The 18,691-nt window shown below is 50.6% G+C and carries 16 protein-coding genes and 1 pseudogene; 1 reads left to right on the plus strand and 16 read right to left on the minus strand.

What is annotated here, in order from left to right; translation table 11 throughout:
* The 5 genes and pseudogenes from PRZ02_RS03395 to PRZ02_RS03415 all read right to left on the minus strand — a co-directional run.
* A pseudogene (locus PRZ02_RS03395) lies at positions 1-358 on the minus strand (hypothetical protein); the annotation flags it as partial.
* Positions 359-1,250: 892 nt separating this feature from the next.
* A complete protein-coding gene (locus PRZ02_RS03400; RefSeq protein ID WP_449464457.1) occupies positions 1,251-2,348 on the minus strand; it encodes a M42 family metallopeptidase in 1,098 nt (365 codons plus the stop codon).
* Positions 2,349-2,358: 10 nt separating this feature from the next.
* Positions 2,359-2,943 (minus strand): hypothetical protein, encoded by a 585-nt coding sequence (locus tag PRZ02_RS03405; protein WP_449464458.1) that lies wholly within the window; start codon positions 2,941-2,943, stop codon positions 2,359-2,361.
* Entirely contained in the window at positions 2,927-4,591 is a 1,665-nt protein-coding gene (locus PRZ02_RS03410) for a DNA polymerase domain-containing protein (RefSeq protein ID WP_449464459.1), read from the minus strand. The genes PRZ02_RS03405 and PRZ02_RS03410 overlap by 17 nt, the downstream gene beginning before the upstream one ends.
* Complete coding sequence (locus tag PRZ02_RS03415) at positions 4,588-4,800, minus strand: hypothetical protein (protein ID WP_449464460.1); 213 nt, start codon at positions 4,798-4,800, stop codon at positions 4,588-4,590. Before PRZ02_RS03415 ends, PRZ02_RS03410 begins: the two co-directional genes overlap by 4 nt.
* 794 nt (positions 4,801-5,594) lie before the next feature.
* Between PRZ02_RS03415 and PRZ02_RS03420 the strand changes: the two genes are divergently transcribed.
* Complete coding sequence (locus PRZ02_RS03420; RefSeq protein WP_449464461.1) at positions 5,595-6,623, plus strand: arsenic resistance protein; 1,029 nt, start codon at positions 5,595-5,597, stop codon at positions 6,621-6,623.
* Between the two features lie 39 nt (positions 6,624-6,662).
* Here PRZ02_RS03420 and PRZ02_RS03425 read toward each other — a convergent pair whose 3' ends face one another.
* The 11 genes from PRZ02_RS03425 to PRZ02_RS03475 all read right to left on the minus strand — a co-directional run bounded on the left by PRZ02_RS03425 (position 6,663) and on the right by PRZ02_RS03475 (position 17,571).
* On the minus strand, positions 6,663-6,968 hold the full coding sequence (locus PRZ02_RS03425) for a hypothetical protein (RefSeq protein WP_449464462.1): 306 nt from the start codon (positions 6,966-6,968) through the stop codon (positions 6,663-6,665).
* A gap of 29 nt (positions 6,969-6,997) precedes the next feature.
* The gene (locus PRZ02_RS03430) at positions 6,998-8,050 is read right to left on the minus strand and encodes a HoxN/HupN/NixA family nickel/cobalt transporter (RefSeq protein ID WP_449464463.1); all 1,053 of its coding nucleotides are present in this window, start codon (positions 8,048-8,050) and stop codon (positions 6,998-7,000) included.
* Between the two features lie 476 nt (positions 8,051-8,526).
* Positions 8,527-10,332, minus strand: a complete 1,806-nt coding sequence (locus tag PRZ02_RS03435) for a hypothetical protein (protein WP_449464464.1) — start codon at positions 10,330-10,332, stop codon at positions 8,527-8,529.
* Complete coding sequence (locus PRZ02_RS03440) at positions 10,329-10,736, minus strand: hypothetical protein (protein WP_449464465.1); 408 nt, start codon at positions 10,734-10,736, stop codon at positions 10,329-10,331. Before PRZ02_RS03440 ends, PRZ02_RS03435 begins: the two co-directional genes overlap by 4 nt.
* A 124-nt stretch (positions 10,737-10,860) precedes the next feature.
* Positions 10,861-11,394 (minus strand): thymidine kinase, encoded by a 534-nt coding sequence (locus PRZ02_RS03445; RefSeq protein ID WP_449464466.1) that lies wholly within the window; start codon positions 11,392-11,394, stop codon positions 10,861-10,863.
* A gap of 358 nt (positions 11,395-11,752) precedes the next feature.
* Positions 11,753-13,243: a hypothetical protein gene (locus PRZ02_RS03450; RefSeq protein ID WP_449464467.1), complete on the minus strand. Its 1,491-nt coding sequence runs from the start codon at positions 13,241-13,243 to the stop codon at positions 11,753-11,755.
* A 771-nt stretch (positions 13,244-14,014) separates the two neighbouring features.
* The gene (locus PRZ02_RS03455; RefSeq protein ID WP_449464468.1) at positions 14,015-14,806 is read right to left on the minus strand and encodes a hypothetical protein; all 792 of its coding nucleotides are present in this window, start codon (positions 14,804-14,806) and stop codon (positions 14,015-14,017) included.
* A 12-nt stretch (positions 14,807-14,818) separates the two neighbouring features.
* On the minus strand, positions 14,819-15,403 hold the full coding sequence (locus PRZ02_RS03460; protein ID WP_449464469.1) for a hypothetical protein: 585 nt from the start codon (positions 15,401-15,403) through the stop codon (positions 14,819-14,821).
* A gap of 89 nt (positions 15,404-15,492) precedes the next feature.
* A complete protein-coding gene (locus PRZ02_RS03465; RefSeq protein WP_449464470.1) occupies positions 15,493-16,524 on the minus strand; it encodes a DEAD/DEAH box helicase in 1,032 nt (343 codons plus the stop codon).
* Positions 16,525-16,549: 25 nt separating this feature from the next.
* Positions 16,550-16,786: a hypothetical protein gene (locus PRZ02_RS03470; RefSeq protein ID WP_449464471.1), complete on the minus strand. Its 237-nt coding sequence runs from the start codon at positions 16,784-16,786 to the stop codon at positions 16,550-16,552.
* Positions 16,787-17,148: 362 nt separating this feature from the next.
* Entirely contained in the window at positions 17,149-17,571 is a 423-nt protein-coding gene (locus PRZ02_RS03475; protein WP_449464472.1) for a hypothetical protein, read from the minus strand.
* Positions 17,572-18,691 lie beyond the last annotated feature (1,120 nt).

Below are 18,691 nucleotides of genomic sequence, written 5' to 3' on the forward strand. Positions count from 1 at the left end.
GGTTCTCTTGCCACAGCTTGTCTTGACCCTCGCGGAGAGATTTCAGCTCCTCCCAAATCTTCTGGTTCTCTTGCCACAGCTTGTCTTGACCCTCGCGGAGAGATTTCAGCTCCTCCCAGAGCCTGTTGTTGTTCTCCCACAGCTTATTGTTGCTCTCCCACAGCTTATCCTGACCCTCCCTTAGCGACTTTACCTCTTCCCAGAGCCTGTTGTTGCTCTCCAGAAGCTGCTTCAAAGTCTCGCTCTGCTCATCAAGCTTCTTTATTATATCTCCTAATCCGAGATAGCCCGCAATCGCGTAACGAAACTCCGCGTCCTTATCGAGTAACTCGAAGATCTCTTTCTTTAGCTCTGACATCATTAAAATACAAATTATACAAATTTAAGGATAATGCCGATGACTGAAACTCAAGCTAAGGGGATAAAGTATGTTTATGCTAAGTGCATGATACGAGTAGGAAAGCCACGACCCTCGGGCACTATAATGCATCAAATCAACAGCGAGGCACGGCAGATTTTCAAAGTAGCCCTAAACCGTAAAAACCAGCGCCTTCTCAGACGAGCTCATGCTCACGCTAAAGTCAAACCGAGTAAGTTGCTCGAACACATAACTCGCCAAAATTGGCCCTATGTCATAAATACGGACTTATAAGCAAACCCGGTAGCTCAATAACCCCACCTTGCAATCAGTTAATCAGACTTGTACGCGTCCCCTTTTCCTGCCTTCTCCATCTTTGCAACCCAATACAGATGATATACTTGATTTTGCGGACTAAGATGGTTCTCAAATTCCACAAGCCTTCAAGCCCAAAGCGTTTAAGGCACTGTAAAACAACAGCGTTCTCGCCACAGCGTCCAAGTTTATAGCCAGCTATGGTTACGGCTTTATACTCCTCTTTTTTCCTTATATCTAAGAACCTCGACCATAGTTCATTCTCTGGTTTTCACGGTTTTTCGCCGCTTTCTGGCTCGGCGGTCTGTTCATAGTACTTGGGGATGTGCTAGCCATGAAAGAGATACCACAGGCACTCCTTTATCATGCGTAGACAAAAGCAAGTACACGGCCGTGAATGGCTCGATATCCTTCATCAAATACTCCGCATCGCCGGTTGCTGCAGCCGTTTCAGGTTACCTTATGCGCTATTATTTTCGACGTTGTACGTCTACGGTGCCTTGATCGCCCTGCTGGACTCGCTACTGCGCCGTTTGAGGTCCAAAGAAAAGTAGAGTACAAAGCGATTTTTATCGCTTTAACGTCGCTTTAACTTTTTCTCCGATATTTCCTCAAAGAAAGCCTCATCTGCGGATTCCAGTGAAGCTCTCAGCAGGTGCGCGGCGTTGAGCGCATCGGAAACGCTGAGCACCTCAACTGGCGAGTGCACGTACCTGGTAGGTATGGATATCGTCGTGGAAGGTATGCCGCTCCTCCTGAAGGCTATGGCCTGCGCGTCGGTGCTTCCCCCTATAAGCACTTCGAGCTGGAACGGGATCCCTTCGCGGGAAGCCACCGACCTAAGGTGCTCGTTGACCCTAGGATGGGCGATGAAAAGCCCTCCCCTTCCCCCATCAGCCACCTTTATGGCTGGGCCTTTGCCCAACGTCGTCACCCTGTCCCTTTCAGGAACGCCTGGGACGTCAGCGGCAATGGTCGTGTCGAGCGCTATCGCGAAGTCCGGGTTTATAGCATCAGCGGAAACCTGCGCTCCTCTCAGCCCCACCTCTTCCTGGACAGTCGCCACGAAATAAATCGTGGCCTCGCTCCTCATCAGCTCCCTAATGGCCCAAAGCATGACCGCGACCCCAACCCTGTTGTCAAAGGCCTTTCCGGTGACCATGTCCCCGGCAAGTTGCTCGAACTTCCTGTCGAGCACGCCAACCGTCCCGACGGCCACGCCCGCCTTCTCGGCATCGGCCGCGCTTTGGAAGCCAGCGTCTATGAAGAGCTCCTTAAGCTCGGGAGCTTCCCTCTCCTTTCCCTGGGGAGTGACGTGGGGTGGCCTTCCACCTATGACGCCCTTCACCTCCCTTCCGTCCTGCGCCTTCAGCACCGCCCTCTGGCCCACAAGCGTGACCTCGTTCCAGCCGCCTATACCACGAAACCTAAGAAAACCGTTTTCCTCAACGCGGTCCACGAGCAAACCTATCTCATCCATGTGGGCCGCCACCATGGCCGTGCGCTTTCCTCCCTTTCTGACGCCTATGGCGTTTCCCCACTTATCTACCCTTATCTCATCCGCGTAAGGGCGCATCTCCCTCAGCACTATCTCCCTAACCTCTTCTTCATGACCTGAGGGCCCAAAGGCCTCTGAAAGCTCGCGCAACAACTCTACGAACTGCTGATCCGGCATTTGGCAAACCTTAAGCCTCTTTTAAGGGCTTCGCCAACCACCGCGATAACCCATCTTCCGCCCTCCAGAAAACCGATGAAAAGGCAAGCTCCACTTCAGGATGAGATGGGCTCTTTATCAACCTGGCCTTAAATCCGCCCTCTACTTCCTTCAGCTCGATCACCGATGAGGCCACATGCCAGCCAAACACGCTTCCAAATCTTCTTCTGTCTCCAAAGGAGAAGAGGAAGGTCTTGCCTCCCCTCTCCTTTATCGCCGAGGCCACCCTGTCCTGTAGCTTGTTGTGATGATATGGGTCGATGATCACTAGGTCGCCGTCAAAGGATTCAATAGAGGGAGGGACGTCTTCGGCGTTGAAGGCTCTCCTAATGATCAACCCCTCCTCCACGGACTCTCTTCCTATGGCCCTCGCTATCTGGATCAAAAGGTAGGGGTCAAGCCCTCCTCTTTCCCCTACTACCAGCACGTTAACGGGAGCGGACTCGACGATGACCCTGTGGTAAAAGGAGAAGATTAGCCTTGCGTTGATCGAGAAGAACTCCACGGTCCAGTCGTCGGCTATTACCTCGTCGAGCTCGTCAAATCCCGTCTTCAAGCCAGCCTCTCACCTCCCTGGCCGTTCTTCTAACGTAATCCGCGTAGTAGACCGGATCATGGCCGCGGTAGAGGTAGGCCCGATAAAACCCTCCTACCCCTCTGACGTAAGGAACCCCCCTTACCATCATCACGTAATCCAGGGGCTCTCCGTCAGCGCTTAGTCTAACGTACTTCTCCGTCAGTGAGGGAAGGGCATCAAGCATAGCCCTTCTGGCGTCTTCACCCCTTACCTCCTTGGAAGCAACAGATAAGAGCTCCAGCAAAAAACCCTTGACCAAATTTGGCTGGTTAGCCTTTATGACTCCCCTTACCTTAAGCGCCCCGCCGCGAACTCTGCCAAAGTATCTCTGAGGATGGGGCTCGCCGAGAAGGCCCCTAGTGAAGGCTACCCAATCGTACTCGGCGTCAACCCTCATTCCAAGGCCGGTGGCCTCCTCTATCGAACACATGAGCCCTTCAAGGCCCTCACTTGGTCCCTTCACGGTAAGCGAATCTACTATTCCGTGAAGGACCTCGAAGCCCCTTTTCTCGGCAAGTCCTATTGCCTCTTTCAGGGCCTCTCTAGCAACCCTTGTGACCTCCTCATATGCCTCAACCCTTCCGAACTTCGAGTTCCTGTATCCCAAGTACCCAAAGGAGGCAACGAGCATGAACTTAACCGCGTCCGCCCTTTCCTCATCAACCGCCTTTAGGACCCGCCTTGCCTCGAGAAGCCCCTTAAGGGCCTCGGGAACTATGCCAAGCCGACCTCCTGATGCCCTTAGCACGTTCTCAGGTGATATGTTCCTGGTCACTATTATGGAGGGGTACATGGACGTGAAGTCAAGCTGGTAGGCGACGTCGTGAAAGCCAGGCCTTGGGAATATTATAAGCCCCGCCCTATCATCGTCGATGAGATCCTTAAGGGTCCTCGGGCGCTCCACGTTGACCTTGACGTCGGGAACCGCGAACCTCCTCCTCATGGCCACCCAGGTCTCGTTTATCGTTAGGGCTTTACCTATGCTCGACCCCGCTATCTCCCTTAACGGAACCCTCGCCACGAGGCTGCGCTCTATATCGGCCTTGAGGCTGAAATCCCGCGATCTCGGATGAAGCTTCAATACTGCCCTAACCCCGCCGCACTCGCCCTCGCAGTAGGCCACGTCGCAACCGAGCCTTGGTGAACCCTCTCCCTCCTCCACGAGCTCGCCATTTAGAAACACCCTATACCGATTCCCCCTTCTGTCAGGTCCGAACCAGCTATATCTGCGGATCTCAGCGTACCTTATCTCCGGGAAATCGTTTGGGCCGCTCAAAACCCTCTCTACTTCATTGAAATCAACGAACCTAAACGGAAGAACGTTCAGCCTTACGAGGGCCTGGGCAAGAGGGGAGGGGATGGTGTTGTAAAGCTTGAACTTTCTCCTGAATGCGCTTAAAGCGCTTACGTCTTCAAGCTCTACGTGGTAAAGTTTAATGGGACCTTCAAAAGATTCCCACTCCTCTTCCTCAACGGAGGTCACGTCAGGATGCTCATAGAAATCAGGAGGGCTCTCAGCCGCGACGTATATCGGAAACGTGGTCTTTAGGAAGACCTCCCTTAAACCATCCAGAAGAACCCTTATTCCACCACGGACGGGAATCGCGTCGATCACGTATCCCCTCAATTTCGATCATCCATAAACGAGGCGATCAAAACTATCTCAAGCGGATCCGTCGGCTCGTCCTCGAGGGCCCCCTCGACCTCCCTTACGCGGCGCCTCAGCGCCCGAACTCTAGCCCTAAGCTTTTCGTCTTTAAGCCTTGAAGACACCCTTTCGAACTTGTTGAGCTCGTGATCCACCACGGCCGTAAGCGATGGCTGAGTTCTCCCCATGGGTTAATGAGAAGCACTTTTATTAAGAGTGGAAGACCGCTCATTGAAACTGAGAGAGCTACAACTACGTTACCGATGAAGTCTCTGCACGTCCCTCATCATAAATGGTTAATCCATGATCGATCGCACCCATACCAGATAATAACTAATCCCTTAAAATTTGACCTTGCAATTCAAGAAAATCCCTCATCCATAAGATAAATCACAAAGCCTGACCCCTCAGCCGCGTATTTATCACATTATTTAGAAGCACATAGGAATCCCACGCCGAAGAACGGGATCCGCTATAATGTACTTTTTCGCATATTTCTTGATAAAGCCAGAATCCATAAGGTTCTTAAGAACGCTTGATACCGAGCCATTCGTGCTGTTACCCAGCCTCATCACTTGGACCAACCCTACCCCTTCACGTACCCGTAGATCAGGTACTCTCCCTCATGCAAGGATCAACCGTCTCGCCAACCAGCACGGAATCGTTGAGCTTAGCAAGCTCGGGCCGCACCAGCCCTACTCGACTAGCTGAGGGGAAAATACGCCGTTAATACAAAATGCCTTTTGGAGTCATCCCCTCCTTATAAAAAGGGATTTTCCTAGCCCCGATAAAGTTAAATAGCTCAGGTATAAAGCCGTTATACGTGAGAAAAATGACCAAAGAAGCTTGGATAAATCTGGTCCCAGCTGTTGACGCCACAAGGTCTGGCCATTCTACCTCTCTGCATCAGAGAGGGTATGGACTTTCTAGCGGCCTTCTGCTCAAATAAAAACCGAAACACCGCCATAAAGGTGAACTAGTTATGAGCGAAAACCAGGGAATAGTGTGGGGTCTCTCAAAGCATTTGAAGAAGTACCTGCTCGCTTACACGATCGGTCTCATAATGCTTGCCATATTCGTAGGACACTTTGATGCGATGTACATAAGCCGGATACCAAAGCAGCTCTTCACTGATATAGTCATGTTGATAGCGGTTGCTACCGTCTACCCTTCAATGATACAACTCAAAGGCGAGGCATTAGGAAAGGCATTCAAGGAATGGAAGAGCCTTCTGCTTTCGCTAGTGTATGTTTTCGCATTAGCTCCCTTAATGGCCTACGTGCTCGCTCCAACGCTGGGCAACAGGGGAATTGGGCTAGGCTTCATGGTGGTTAACGTGGTGCCCGCGGGCAGCGCTTCCGTCGGATACGTGCTAATAGCCGAGGGAAGCATAGAGCTTGCCACAGCGTTGGCCATCCTAGGGTTGGTGGTTGCCATTCCTGCTATTCCCCTATACCTTCAGTTTTACGGTAGGCATGCCTCGCTTGCCGTTCCCATATCTCCCATAATGAGCTCGATCCTTTACATACTCGTGTTGCCGCTCGTACTTGGCCAAGTAACGCGCATTGCACTTCGCGCATCAAGAGATAAGGAGTTTGTCGAAAAGAGAGCAGCGCCTTATCTCTCATCAGCAACCATAATTTCGCTCTTCGCGTTGGTCTTCGTGCTTGTCATGAAAGAGGCGAACTTCCTGATAGCTAAGCCATACATAGTGGGCGCCATCATAGCATACCAGGCCATCATAATACTTGGCACTCTAAGCGCATCAATAATGGTCAGTAAGGCACTTGGCATATCTTATGAAGATCACCAGGCAATAGCTTTCACATCGACCTCAAAAAATCAAAGCGTGGCTGCCGCCATAGCCATGATGGCGCTCAACCCCGCGGCTGCTGTTGTACCAGCTCTAATACCGATGATCCAACCCGTCTTGGCAATGGCTTACATATACTTCGATAAACCACTGAAAAACTACCTTAGGACAAAGCGCAACGCCGTGGAGTCAGATTAGAATTTTTGACCGGTGTTAGGGCCCAAATCTTAAGAGGAATTAGCTAACAACGCAAGCGTCCCTTATGGATAAAAGTCGCTGATATGTTGGGCCAGCCTTCTGACCCGGCTTCTTTATGAGCTCCTTGGGCACGTACTTAACCCTCATTATCCCAGCGGACTGAACCGTGTAAACGGGAATCCCCGTGTTGGCATCGTAACCGACCTTTACAACTGCGGTTATCTCGTTCTTGAGCTCAAGCACCGTCCCGTCCTTGAGCTTTAGTCTTATCCACTTGGGCTCTTCCTCAAGCTCAAACTCCACTACCTCGGGTTCGGTGGGCACTATATTGGGTTGCGTGGCCATTTGGTATCGTTCTGGGTTCACTTAAATGGTTATCCCACCTCGCGCTGCTGTGGCCTTCTCCTGTAAAGGAGATAGGAAATCGCCCAAGTCAGCGCAAATATCCCGATTATCATGGTGCCGATCTCCCCCCAGGAGGTCCCGCTGGTCACGGCTTCGAGCCAACCCCACGGAAAGCCGGTCAGCCCCATCTCAGATGCCAGAAGGCCGAGTAGCTCAAGCGTCCCCACGAAGTAGGCCACAACTATCGACACGGCCGTCATGGTCATGTTATACCAGATCTTCTTGATCGGGTTACCCGTCATGGCCCATTGATAAGCCCTGTTCATGAAGAACCCGTCCGTTGAATCAACCGTGGTCATGCCCGCGGTGAAAAGAAGCGGAAAGATCATGAGGGAGGGAAGGGGAACTCTGAGGAAGATGCCCGCGGCCGCCGCCGAAATGGCGAGAAGAGCCGTCTGGGTTGCGGTATCAAAGCCAAGCCCAAAAAGCAGGCCTATGGGATACATGTAGCTCTGCTTATCTACGGCTTTGAACAACGCCCTTATGCGTCTACCCATGAAGCCCTTCTCAGACAGCTCGGCATCAACGTCTATAGACTTCCCGCCTCTGGCATCCCTGTAGAGCTTGCGTATTTGAAAGAGAACGACCAAGTTTAGGAAACCTATGAGATAAAGAAAGCCACCGCTCACAGCCGTGCCCACGAAGTTGCCCACGTTCTCAAGCCCCGGCATAGCTCCAGCCACCGCTCTTGTAGCTATCATCAGCAAAAGCGCCAAAGCGATAACGACGGTGGAATGTCCTAATGAGAAGAAGAGGCCAGTAAAGTGAGATGGCTTCTGCTCTTGGACCAACTTCCTAGTCGAGTTGTCTATGGCGGCGAGGTGATCCGCATCTAGTGCATGAGCAAGCCCAAAGAAATATGCCAAAATGCCAAGGGTGAAGAAAGTACCTACCACGCCATTGGCCTTAATCGTCTGCGAACCAGCCCAAGCCGAAGTCACGGCAAGCCAGTAGAATAAGGCGAATGCGACTCCCGCTTCAACGATATAAAACGCCGCGATCTTCTTGTCAAAGGAACCCATGATCAAACTCGATTTGTGCGTTAAAAACGTTTCTTGGCCCATTTTGTTGAATAAATCCTGGTACACGATTTCATGTTATTCCATTTTTGCGTGCCCCTTGCTTTAACATAATAGGTCATCACGTCATGTGCCCACGCCTTCTGCACTGCTTCCACTATGGGCATTTGAGGGTTTCTAGAGCTTGTATCCTCACCGAAATTGCTCTTCGCAACCGAAACCCCCTTTACAACTCAGCGTTTCCCATAGCCCGTCTTCTCTCTGCATCTTCTAGGGCTTAAAGATCCTAACCCTAGCGGGAACTCGCCCTTGATAACGAGCTCTTCATCATAGGAGCACCAATGGCGTTTAGAGCTACTATCTCTTGTCACCGGATACATCTCAGTTGTTAGAACTCTTAGCTATCGTAATCTCGTGGCTCTAACTACTGCTTATCCTACGTGTTGAGAGTGCTGTCTTGAATTATGCGGCAACCCAGATCAACCACCAATTACGTTAACGTACAGAACCCAGATTTCACTTGCGCTAGTTGCGAAAGCATTTTGACCAATAAAGTTACCGCTAGCTACCGCTTCTATGTATACCTTGTATGTTCCAGGAACTACGGCTTTAGCTATGTTTACACTGATTACGGTATTTGGTTGCCCGTTACTTAGACTGACTACCGAAGGACTAAACTTCAAGCCGATCCCAGCGGTCTGATTGGGCCAGCTTGGCACGCTAAATGTCACGTTATTGATTAATGCAAAAGCATTTGGCACGATCGCAAGTCTCGCAACAGCAGAACCACCTGGCGAAATCGTTATGGATACATTAGAGGTGAGGTAGAAAGCTGGGCTACTGAAGGTTGCTTGCAGTACGTTATTACTCCCATATACCGTCAGCGTGGTATTGATAGAGGTTTGACTAGATAAAAAATACGGCTGGGCGCCAAGCGGCTCATTTAAGCTCCATCCATAGAAAGCAGTAGCCGCGGGCTTATTGTAGTTCGCCCGTATTATTCCTATCTCTGGTTCTGCACCCAAGCTTATGGGCACGCCTATCGGTATCCTCAATTCTTGATTGGAGGTAATGGTCCCGGATTCGGTAACCCCCGGTGTAGTGCTATAAGAATACGTGATACCATTATTATAATTATTATTATTAATTATATTTATTGCTAGGGTTGCATATGAAGGAGGCGCATATACTGTAAGATTAAAGTATCCATTATTCAGGTACATGTTATAAGTTTTGCCTAGCAAAAAATAACTAAGCAAGACCCTTCCCGCAAAAAGATAATTAGTAGCTGCAAACGGATAAATCGGAACGTAAAGCTGATCAAAATTCTGGTTGAAAATGCTAGAAGTTTCTGAACTACTAATATTTTTAAGCCCAGGTACAAAAAAACTAAAGTACCAATTCAAGCTATAAAACATAACATTATATCCCGTTACGTTTATCTTCTTTACAGAGTCAGGAGGGATCAAGATCGTTTTGTTTATGGGTAAAGCAGCGCCGGTTGTTCCAGAGAAAGTGGTTTGTCCCTGAGCGGACATCTCCACGGCCAGCTCATGAAGTTGCTCTGGGGTTGGTATCCAGTCTAGCTCAACACTGGTATTGGGGTATATCGTAATTGGGTAAGGGTTATTGTTTACAACCAAAAATGACATCGTGAAGTTCGCAACCGCAAACTCACCTGGAGACCAAAACCTGAACTTCCATTTCAAGAACAAGTTGTTCGAAGATTGACCCACAGAGGCCGCGTTGCCCACGATTATGCTGGTCGAGCCGGGGACTGGAAACACGTTACCCTCAGGAGATGATGAAGAGAGCACGCCATTGGAGGTTGCAACCACCAAGGTCGACGCGCCAACGCCCAAAGAAGTCCACAGGGAAACGTTGTAATAGCCATTGAGCACCGCGGGAAAGCTCGAGTTATACTTCGTCAGGTTAACCCATAACGACTGCCCTGGATTAACAAATATATTTACCTTATACCTACTCGCGCTGCTGGTTGTTTCGTCATAAAGGTATGCGTTCACCAAATCGATTGGCACCCCGCCCTCGTTTCTCACGTAGAATAGCGTCGCAAAGCCGTTCTTTGCGGGATACACGTAGGCCTCGCTCAGCGCGAACCTCTGGTTGTTCCTTTCCTGCGCCAGCTGCAAGGCGCTTTGCATGGCATTCCCATACTCCACGTAGTTCTGCTCCAAGTAGTAAAATATACCTAGCGAGAAGAAGAGCAATATGATAAAGAACATCGCACCCACGACCGTCGATTGAGCGGGTCTACTCGTCTTCATGACCAGGTCACGCTCGTACTATAACCATCGCCAGTTATAACAACCACGTAATAGGATGGCGCTGAACCACTAATAGGAACCGTTATCTCGACAGTATCGGATAAACCAATGTACACATTCACCTTCGAGCCCTGCCCATTGACATACACCTGAGTTATCGTCACGGGCTGAAGGCCCACGTTTGCCACCCATATATGAGCGGAGTTTGAAGTCAAGTTAACGGCAAACTCCTCTATCACCAAGTCTTCCTGCACCTGCTTTGCCTCCTTCTGCGTTGTGTAAACGGCGTTCCCGAGAAAACTCTCTAGCGCAGGAAGACTGGTAACGTAAACCACAACGAAAAGAGAGATAACTATCATCGTAGTTATCAGAGAACCCACTATCTCGGAAAGACCTTTCCTCACGACGAGCTCCCTAATAATAACGTTTAAGCATTTTCCTGAAATCGGCCAATTAAACCCATAAAAGTTATCTGCATGAGACACGCTTAAATAGCTTCTCTTCTTATATGAGTCTACATTTTCTTGCTTATCCAGCTTGCCTATGACTCCTGCATCTCGGCTCGTATACGCCGACACCACCCACTAAAACCTCCTCAGAAGATTTGGAAAGCCTTACCGTAAAGGTCGCTGGTGCTCCGCATACCGAGCAAACTGCGGTCAGCTTGACCACCTCATCCGCAATGCCCAACAGATAAGGCATGGGGCCGAACGGCCTGCCCAAGTAATCCTTGTCCAGTCCGGCAATTACTACCCTTTTTCCTTGATCTGCAAGCTGCTGCACCGCGTCAACGATCTTCCCGTCAAAGAACTGGGCCTCGTCTATTCCAATCACATCCACGTTCGTAGAAAGGACAAGAATTTCCGCCGGAGAAGAAACCTTCGTGGCAGGCATGCTGCGCCCGTCGTGACTGACGATATCGTCGCCGTAGCGCGTATCCAATGAGTGCTTGAACAGCTTGACCTCTTTCTTGGCTATCTGATAGCGGTGCATCTCCGCCATGAGCTCTTCGGTCTTGCGCGAGAACATAGGACCGGTATAAATCTTTATCCAGCCAGCCATACCAGTCCCCACTTTCCGACATTTAAGCTTAGAAATGCTATGATTCAATCACTAAAATAATTAACCAATTTTTGTTGAGCCACTGTCATAAAAATTTCAGCAAGACCTTTCGATATTGCCAGAATACGAGTGGCAAGATGTATTGTCATGTTCCGAACAATCCGGAACCACGATAGCGTAAGATTGATGCCACCAACAGACATAAAGGAGGCCGCAATAAACGGAGTCTTAATCGCAGCAAGTACCATCAAAACGCGTAATGCGAACCAACGTATCTCTATTAAAACACCAAAGGTTGTAAAGCACATAAGGCCAGTATGCCACATTAACTACTAATTGCAGATCATAAAAATATCATTCATCGACTTGCGTAGTTTACAAGCGTGAAGCCCCAGTTATTGTAACTATTTCCCGTGCTCCCACCGACGCCGAAGATATATGGACCCGAAGATGGATTGGTAAAAGCATTTCCAAGAGATAGGGACAACGTAGCGACTTGGCCCGTGTTAAGGTCAAGTGCATTACCATAAATGGAATTATTTGAACCATCATAAGTAACCGTGAGGCAAACGTAATCTTTTGGTTTCGGTAAGAAATACCCAGTGCCCACACCATCCCATCCTGAGTACGAGTTCCCAAGATTCGGAGACGGCGAGGGGGAAACTTGGCAATAGAATTGATAAGGAAAGGTGAACCAGTTGAAGTAGAAGTAACTTGTAACTATCCAAACGTTGAATTGGCCCGTCGCTCCAGCCGCCGTTCCACGGGTTTGCCAGTAGGGATCCCATTGCACAACTAAATAATTTTCTGGCACAACAGACAAATAATGAGAGTGTTCTAAGCCGCTAGCTGGCAACATCACGTCGCCTTGGATAGGTGAAAAGGAGCCTACTCCATCTGGCCCGCTGGTCCCAGAGGCGCTGTAAGGAATACTATCATCATAATTGCTGTTGGCTGCCCATCCTTCTGGATCCAGAAACATGTATACCTCTATTCCATCGGCAGGTTGCGACGAACCGCCGCCGTAGGTGGCGATCACCCTCATAGTGACGTCGTTTCCACCGTAATTTTCGTTCCAGAAAACGGTGCCTGCGCTCTCACTCTGGGCGGCTACCAGCTCGTATACGGGTTGATCCACTGAGCTTGTGCTCCAATAACCAGAAGGCGCATTCGAGGACGAGTAATACTCGGGATAGCTGCTAGAGGGAAGCCCATCGTTATCTCCTTGGTAAACATATGATGAGGAAAAGGAGCCGACCCCATTTAGCAAGTTAAAGGCGTTGCCGCTGGGTACAATCACTTTTTCCGAGAGGTCGTAAGAATAAATAGCTCCCCCAATGGAATAATTAAAAGCCCCTTGAAGCGCGGAGTTGACGGGGGCTCTGGAAAACAAAAGCGTTTGCTTAAGAGCGTAAGTGCCAGCGTTCAAGGGGAACTCGCTAGCGGGATAAACCTGCGATTGACCAACGGGCGCTCCGTTAGCAGTGGCACCGGCGTAAGCGGCAACATTTCCAGAAGCCACTCCGGCCGCGCTGAGAGATGCTGCGTTGAGGCTTAACGAAAATTCTCCGCGCACGGCCGTGTTCAAATCCGAGAGCAAGGACGTCAGCTGATACCCGGAGGTGGTCTGAAGGGTACAGGCATAAAGCGTCCGAGCGAAGCCCGCAGGGCCCGCGCTAAAAGCCCCGCCGCAGGAAGGTGTCTGGAGCCACGGTATCACAGGTTGAGGCACAACAGTAACCGAAAAGCCGCCGTTGTAAGTCGTGATCACGTCGGCAAAGGCCAAGCTTATCAGCACAAGTATCGTCAGCAGCGCGCCGGCCAGTGCCTCGCTCTCTTTCGTACTCATTTTCAGTCACCCCTTGCCACCTTTTAACCGCTGAGGCCAGCGCGCTCATGACCGCCTCCCTGGTTTCCAAGCGCTCCTGAGACGCTGGCGTTATGTGAAGTGCGCCTCCTTCAGGTTGGAACACAAAGGCTTCATCGCTATTCAACTCGCGAGGGGAACCCTCATAAACCTCAACGCCGTTAAATTTGATAGAGCCCTCGCGGTATTCGTGAGGTATTCCAAGCTCCTTCAGGCCGATTAGGACGGCCGCAAGTGGTTGCGTCTGCACGCTTACGGCCACCTTGTCCAGCGGCCTCTTCCTAACCCTTCTCAGCCATGAGGCTTTCGTCGAAAGGTTAAGCTCGGAAAGCACTAGAAGGGCCAGCAAGAGCCAGAAGGGGGGGCCAAAACTGAGAGATACGCTGGCCTGGAAATATATGTAACCGGTTGGCGTTGGCACAACGTAGGCCCCCCTGCTGATAAGATACCTGTAGCGAAAAATTATGCTATCCACTACCAACGTAAGCGAGACAAAAGCTATTATAAAGGAAGCGTAAAGCGAGTACTTGTTCTTCCAGAGGATAAGGACGAAGGCAGAAATCAAGGCGTATCCCGCTATGAGGTAGGTTATGGCCAGCGAGTAGACGAAGCTAGAGCCGAGGAGAGATACGTGCATCCCATTTAGCATGAGCTTGTCCTCAAAGAAGCTTGAGCGCGCTGTCCACAGTGGCCAGATCAGCCAGGAAACGACGAAAGCTAAAGCCAACACCAAATAGGTTACTACCTCTCTTCTCATCCTCGTCTCACCTCGAAGTAGTGGTAAAACTGCATCAAGCTGGTTGAATTGGCGTTCGGAAACACGTACGTTACCAGGGTCGGCATGTAAAGGGTGTAGCTACCACTGGATAGCGGGCCGCTCGAGTAAAGCCAGGTAGAGACGCCAGTCTCCCCCGGCCTAAAAGTAGCTGTCACGAAGTGCACCCCGGCTTGAACACTATAAGAAATATTCCAGTAGCCTACGCTGTTAAAGACGTAATTGTGAGTGCTGTCGTCTACAAGAGATACGTTATAAAATCCCCCGATCACAACAGGCACTGGGGAAGAGGAAGATATGTTGACCTGAAGTAGGCCTCCGGAAAAGCTTACCCCAACCACGCTTACGTTTATAGTAAAATCAAGCGGGACTACCGAGAAGAAGTGAATTTGCGATGGCTGCCCGAAAAAGCTACCCTGCACTACGCCTTCTACCCCAACGTCGCGCATACCGAGGTAAGACGGCGATAGGGGAATAGAGCCGTAAAGGTGGCCGTCAACTGGCGTTAACGAGCAACTCCTACCAGTCTCAATTATGACTGCTGAACCTCCCTCGGGCTGAAAGCCGGAAGAGCCGAACAGGCTGACCGTAAGATAAAGGCCGGAGCTAGTAGCCTTGATCGAAGAAACGTCAGCATAAGGAACGTTAAAAAATGATTGCACGGAGACCGTAGGGGTCCTAAGAAAATCCCAAGCCGTGAAGGCGAAGGCCACTAAAATCAAAAGGAGCGTAAAAGAGAAGAAAATTTTGAAGTGCTGGCTGCTTTCCAAGCGGCATCGCCGCTAAGGAACGGGTATTGACGATTGGCTGATCACGTTGTAGCCGAAGCGCAGCGTGACGGTCTCCAAGCTTGCTGAAGTCACGGGTAAGTTGGGTATTATCTTGATTGAGACTTCATACGTGCCAACAGGTAAAGTTATGCCGGTCGTGGGCGTCGTCACCCCGGAGGCGATGACCTCAATGGCTCCGTTTACAGTTCCTCCGACTATGTACACGTACATCGTGTTTATTGCGCTTCCGCTTCCGGTGGGGGCGATGCTTTCGTTGTTGAGATATATGTAGCCTTCCTGATTCACGGTAAGCTGAACCGCGTCGTAGTAGTAAATTGACGCGGCGTTTGAGATGGCGGCAGTCACGGTAAAGCCCGCGTTTGATGTCGTTATCGTTGTACCCTCGTATTGCGTAGCCGAGTTCATCGCCGCGGCGTTGGCGTTAGAGCCCGGGCCGAACTCTATGGGTTGCTCAACTACGCTGGTGATAACCTTTCCGTTATAAGTAAAAACGACGTCAGCAAGAACCAAGGTAGAGGTTACGGACACGAGCAATAACAGTATCGTGGCATACAATGTCCTGCTTTGATTCATCATAAAAAGCGGTTATGTCGTTTTATAAGCATTTCTATACACATTTGCATAAACCCTAGGCGGTAACATCTCCGCTGCTTATTGATATTAATCTATTGCTTAGCTAGCTTCCACCTTTCATCCTCGTCCATGTCCTCCACTTCATCGAGCTCTGGCATCTCGCTGGGAAGAACCTGGCTCTGCGCCTTCTCGAGCATTTCATTAAGCCTATCCTTCCTCCTCTCCAAGGACTTCAGTATGGCGTAGGTGCTGGAGGCTAGCCTCCTCTGCAATATGACAAGCGCAAATGCTACGTTGCGTCTCTTTTCGCGGCTGAGAGCTCTGTTGTATTGGTCGTGGACGTAGGCCGAGAGATCATTGTAAAGCTTTTTCTCGAGCTCAGACAGATTACGGGCAAGGGTCGTAACGTAACGCGGAAGGAACAACGGCTTTCCGTCGAAATCCTTTAAGTCCTCCTTTTTCCTCCTTATGAAGAGCGGGTTGTCCCCCTCATTTATGGACTGAAGCACCATCTCTTCGGTTGCGAAGAAACCAGGTTGAAGTAGGTCCAGAAAAAGCCTGAAGTTCTCTGGGTCGCCCCTGTGGGGAGTAGCCGTCAAGAAGAGCAGATGGGGATCAGCTATTTTAGAAAGCACCTCCCCGAGCCTGTATCTGTCCGTCTTCGCGACTTTATCTCCGTAGACGGTGGCGCTCATCTTGTGGGCTTCATCCACAACTACTAAGTCAAACTTCGCCGATTCCACCGAGGGCAACACATCGTCTCTCTTGGCAAAGTCCATTGAGGTTATTATTTGGTTGTCGCGCTCCCATACGTTTTCGCCGTAGTGGGTTTCAAGCGAGCTCCTGTCGACCACCGTGAAGTTTTCCCCGAACCGATCCTTCATTTCCCTGAGCCATTGGTCCTTTAGGTGCCCTGGAACGACTATGAGAACCCTCTTGATCAAACCTCTCAGCTTTAGTTCTTTTATTATTAGCCCAGCCATTATGGTCTTCCCGGCGGCTGGGTCGTCTGCGATAAGGAAGCGGATCCTTGGAAGCCTTAGGGCATAACCGTAGACCGCTTCTATTTGGTGAGGAAGGGGGTCTACCTTTGAAGTGTTCATCGCCAGGAGGGGGTCGTACATGGCAGCGTAACGATACCTTTTGCCCTCAACGGCTAGGAAGATCCTCCACGGCTCGGCTGAGAAGTCCGTTTTTGAGCTCGCTAATGGAAACTTCTTGAAGGTCTGATAGAGGGATGAGCTGGTCGATGTATTGTCTGGAGGTCGTCGTTGCACCAATTATGTGGACGTAATTGTCCTCGGTTTCAACCCTCTTTATTTCTACTGGTTCTGGCCACCTAGGTCCCTTGATTACAATACCGGGAGCGAAGTCAGATGGAATCAAGGTCAACACCTCAACTTCAATGTACTACTCGTAACGAAATATTTTTTACCGTTGGCCGACGGCTTTGAACCATGTTCAAAATCCACGCATAGGCCACGTCTGTACAAACAACTTTTAATCCATGGCTTATTTATTGGTTAATTTCTGCTTGCCCCAGGGAGCAAACGTAAACGACCTGAAAGCGCACACTAGAGGGAAAAGTTCACCGAAACTTTTTAAGACCATGGACTTCACGGCTTATTAGCTACACAAAAATATAAACCCGCTTTTGACTCTGGCTGGCGGATACTTCTCAGGACACAAGAGTATCCCACGTAGTTTTTACCCTCTACCTTCTATCCCTAGCCAGCGAAAAGATGAGCTTAGCGACATCTCCGCCGTAGACCGAGCAGGCAAGCTCCGTTATCGAACCATTTTTCCTTCACCATGGACGAAAGGGAGTCGAGGAGGCCCTCGAAAGCGTCTCCCGTAAGAAACCTGTGATACCAGCCCCTGTACCCAGGGTGGCCTTTCCACTGGAAGGAGTAAAAGGACGCGCGATCCGAGGTGATCGCCTCGGTCACGCTTTCACCCGACGCCCTCAGATGATCGGAGAAACCCAACAGCATGGGCAAGAGGACGCCCTGAACCTTCACCTGATAATCGGAAAGCGCTACCAGAAGGGCCCGGAGGTCCCGGTCAGAGCCCTCATAGCTCCTTGCAGCTGCAAGGGCGGAAGTGGTGCCCAGGTAATGCTTGAAGCGCTCGTAGGCCCTGTCAAGATCCCTCCTGCGATCGGCGCTCACAACATTTGAGGGGGGTCGTTTTTAACTTTTTGGCAGCACCTTGCGCTCAAAGGTGCCGAAGCCGCCAGATTTGAGCTGACGAAAGCCAGAGGTCCTGTCCTAAGTAGCTTGCGTACCCGATACCGCGAATTAATCGTTTTACTGCAAGGCCTATTACCCTTTCCGTTTGGCCAGCTCGTTTCTGATGATCGAGATCTCAAGCGCTAGGGCATTCTGCACAAAGCCTTCTCGCAATGCCCTCATCGCACCTTTCGCGCACGAACGCGTTTGGGTTGCGTACCTTGCCTCGACCAGCTCCTTGAGCCCTTAGCCTTCTCCTGGCAGGTCAAAGGCCTGGCGAAAGCAAGGCCATCTGATTTCCAGCCACCACGGGAAAGAGCTACCGAATAAGAACCAGTCCCCTTCTCAGCTGCGCGACTTAGAACCGCTACCCCCTTAGCGTATTTTACCGAACCAGAAGACGGTACTTACCCTCGCGCTGTGGAAGGCCCTTAGCGCGCGGGCCGGTGGCGCTCCGGCAGACCTCTCCCCGCAGCGCTAACGAAGGCGCTCGCGGCGCCTCTTTGCTTCCTACCCGCCACAGCTACCAGGCGTCCTGGCGTTTTGGCCCCGCGGCGCTCAGCGGGCTTCTGCGCGAGCCTACGCAAGCTCCTCAGAGGTCAAGGCGCCTTTTCGGTAAGCCTTTTTAAACGCTCCAGTGTACGCGTGAAAAATCTACCAATTTTTGCGCGGGAATTTGCCGGACTGCATGCGCAAAAGGCCAGTCAAGTAGCATCATTTTCTTATACTAGATGGGCCACGTATCGAAAGTCCGTCCAGAGTCCACTTTCGCTTCCCAAACATAAAACCCTCATGGACGCTTTCAGGCCATTGAACTGGTAGTGGACTGTGAACTGGACTGGACCGTGCATTTTAGCCCCTGGACGCCTGGCCGCTCGCATGTGAACTCTATGAGCGGAAGGCCGGTCAAGTAGCATCAGTTTCTCATGCTAGATGGAGTACGATTCAAAAGTTCACTCCAAGTTCACTCTGCCTTTCCCCACATAAAACCCTCATGGACGCTTTCAGGCCACTGGACTGGTACTGCACTGTTCACCCCCAGTCCATTGAGGGAGTGCAC

It is taken from the genome of Tardisphaera saccharovorans, from assembly GCF_046635845.1.
In the GTDB taxonomy this organism is placed as follows: domain Archaea; phylum Thermoproteota; class Thermoprotei_A; order Marsarchaeales; family UBA168; genus UBA168.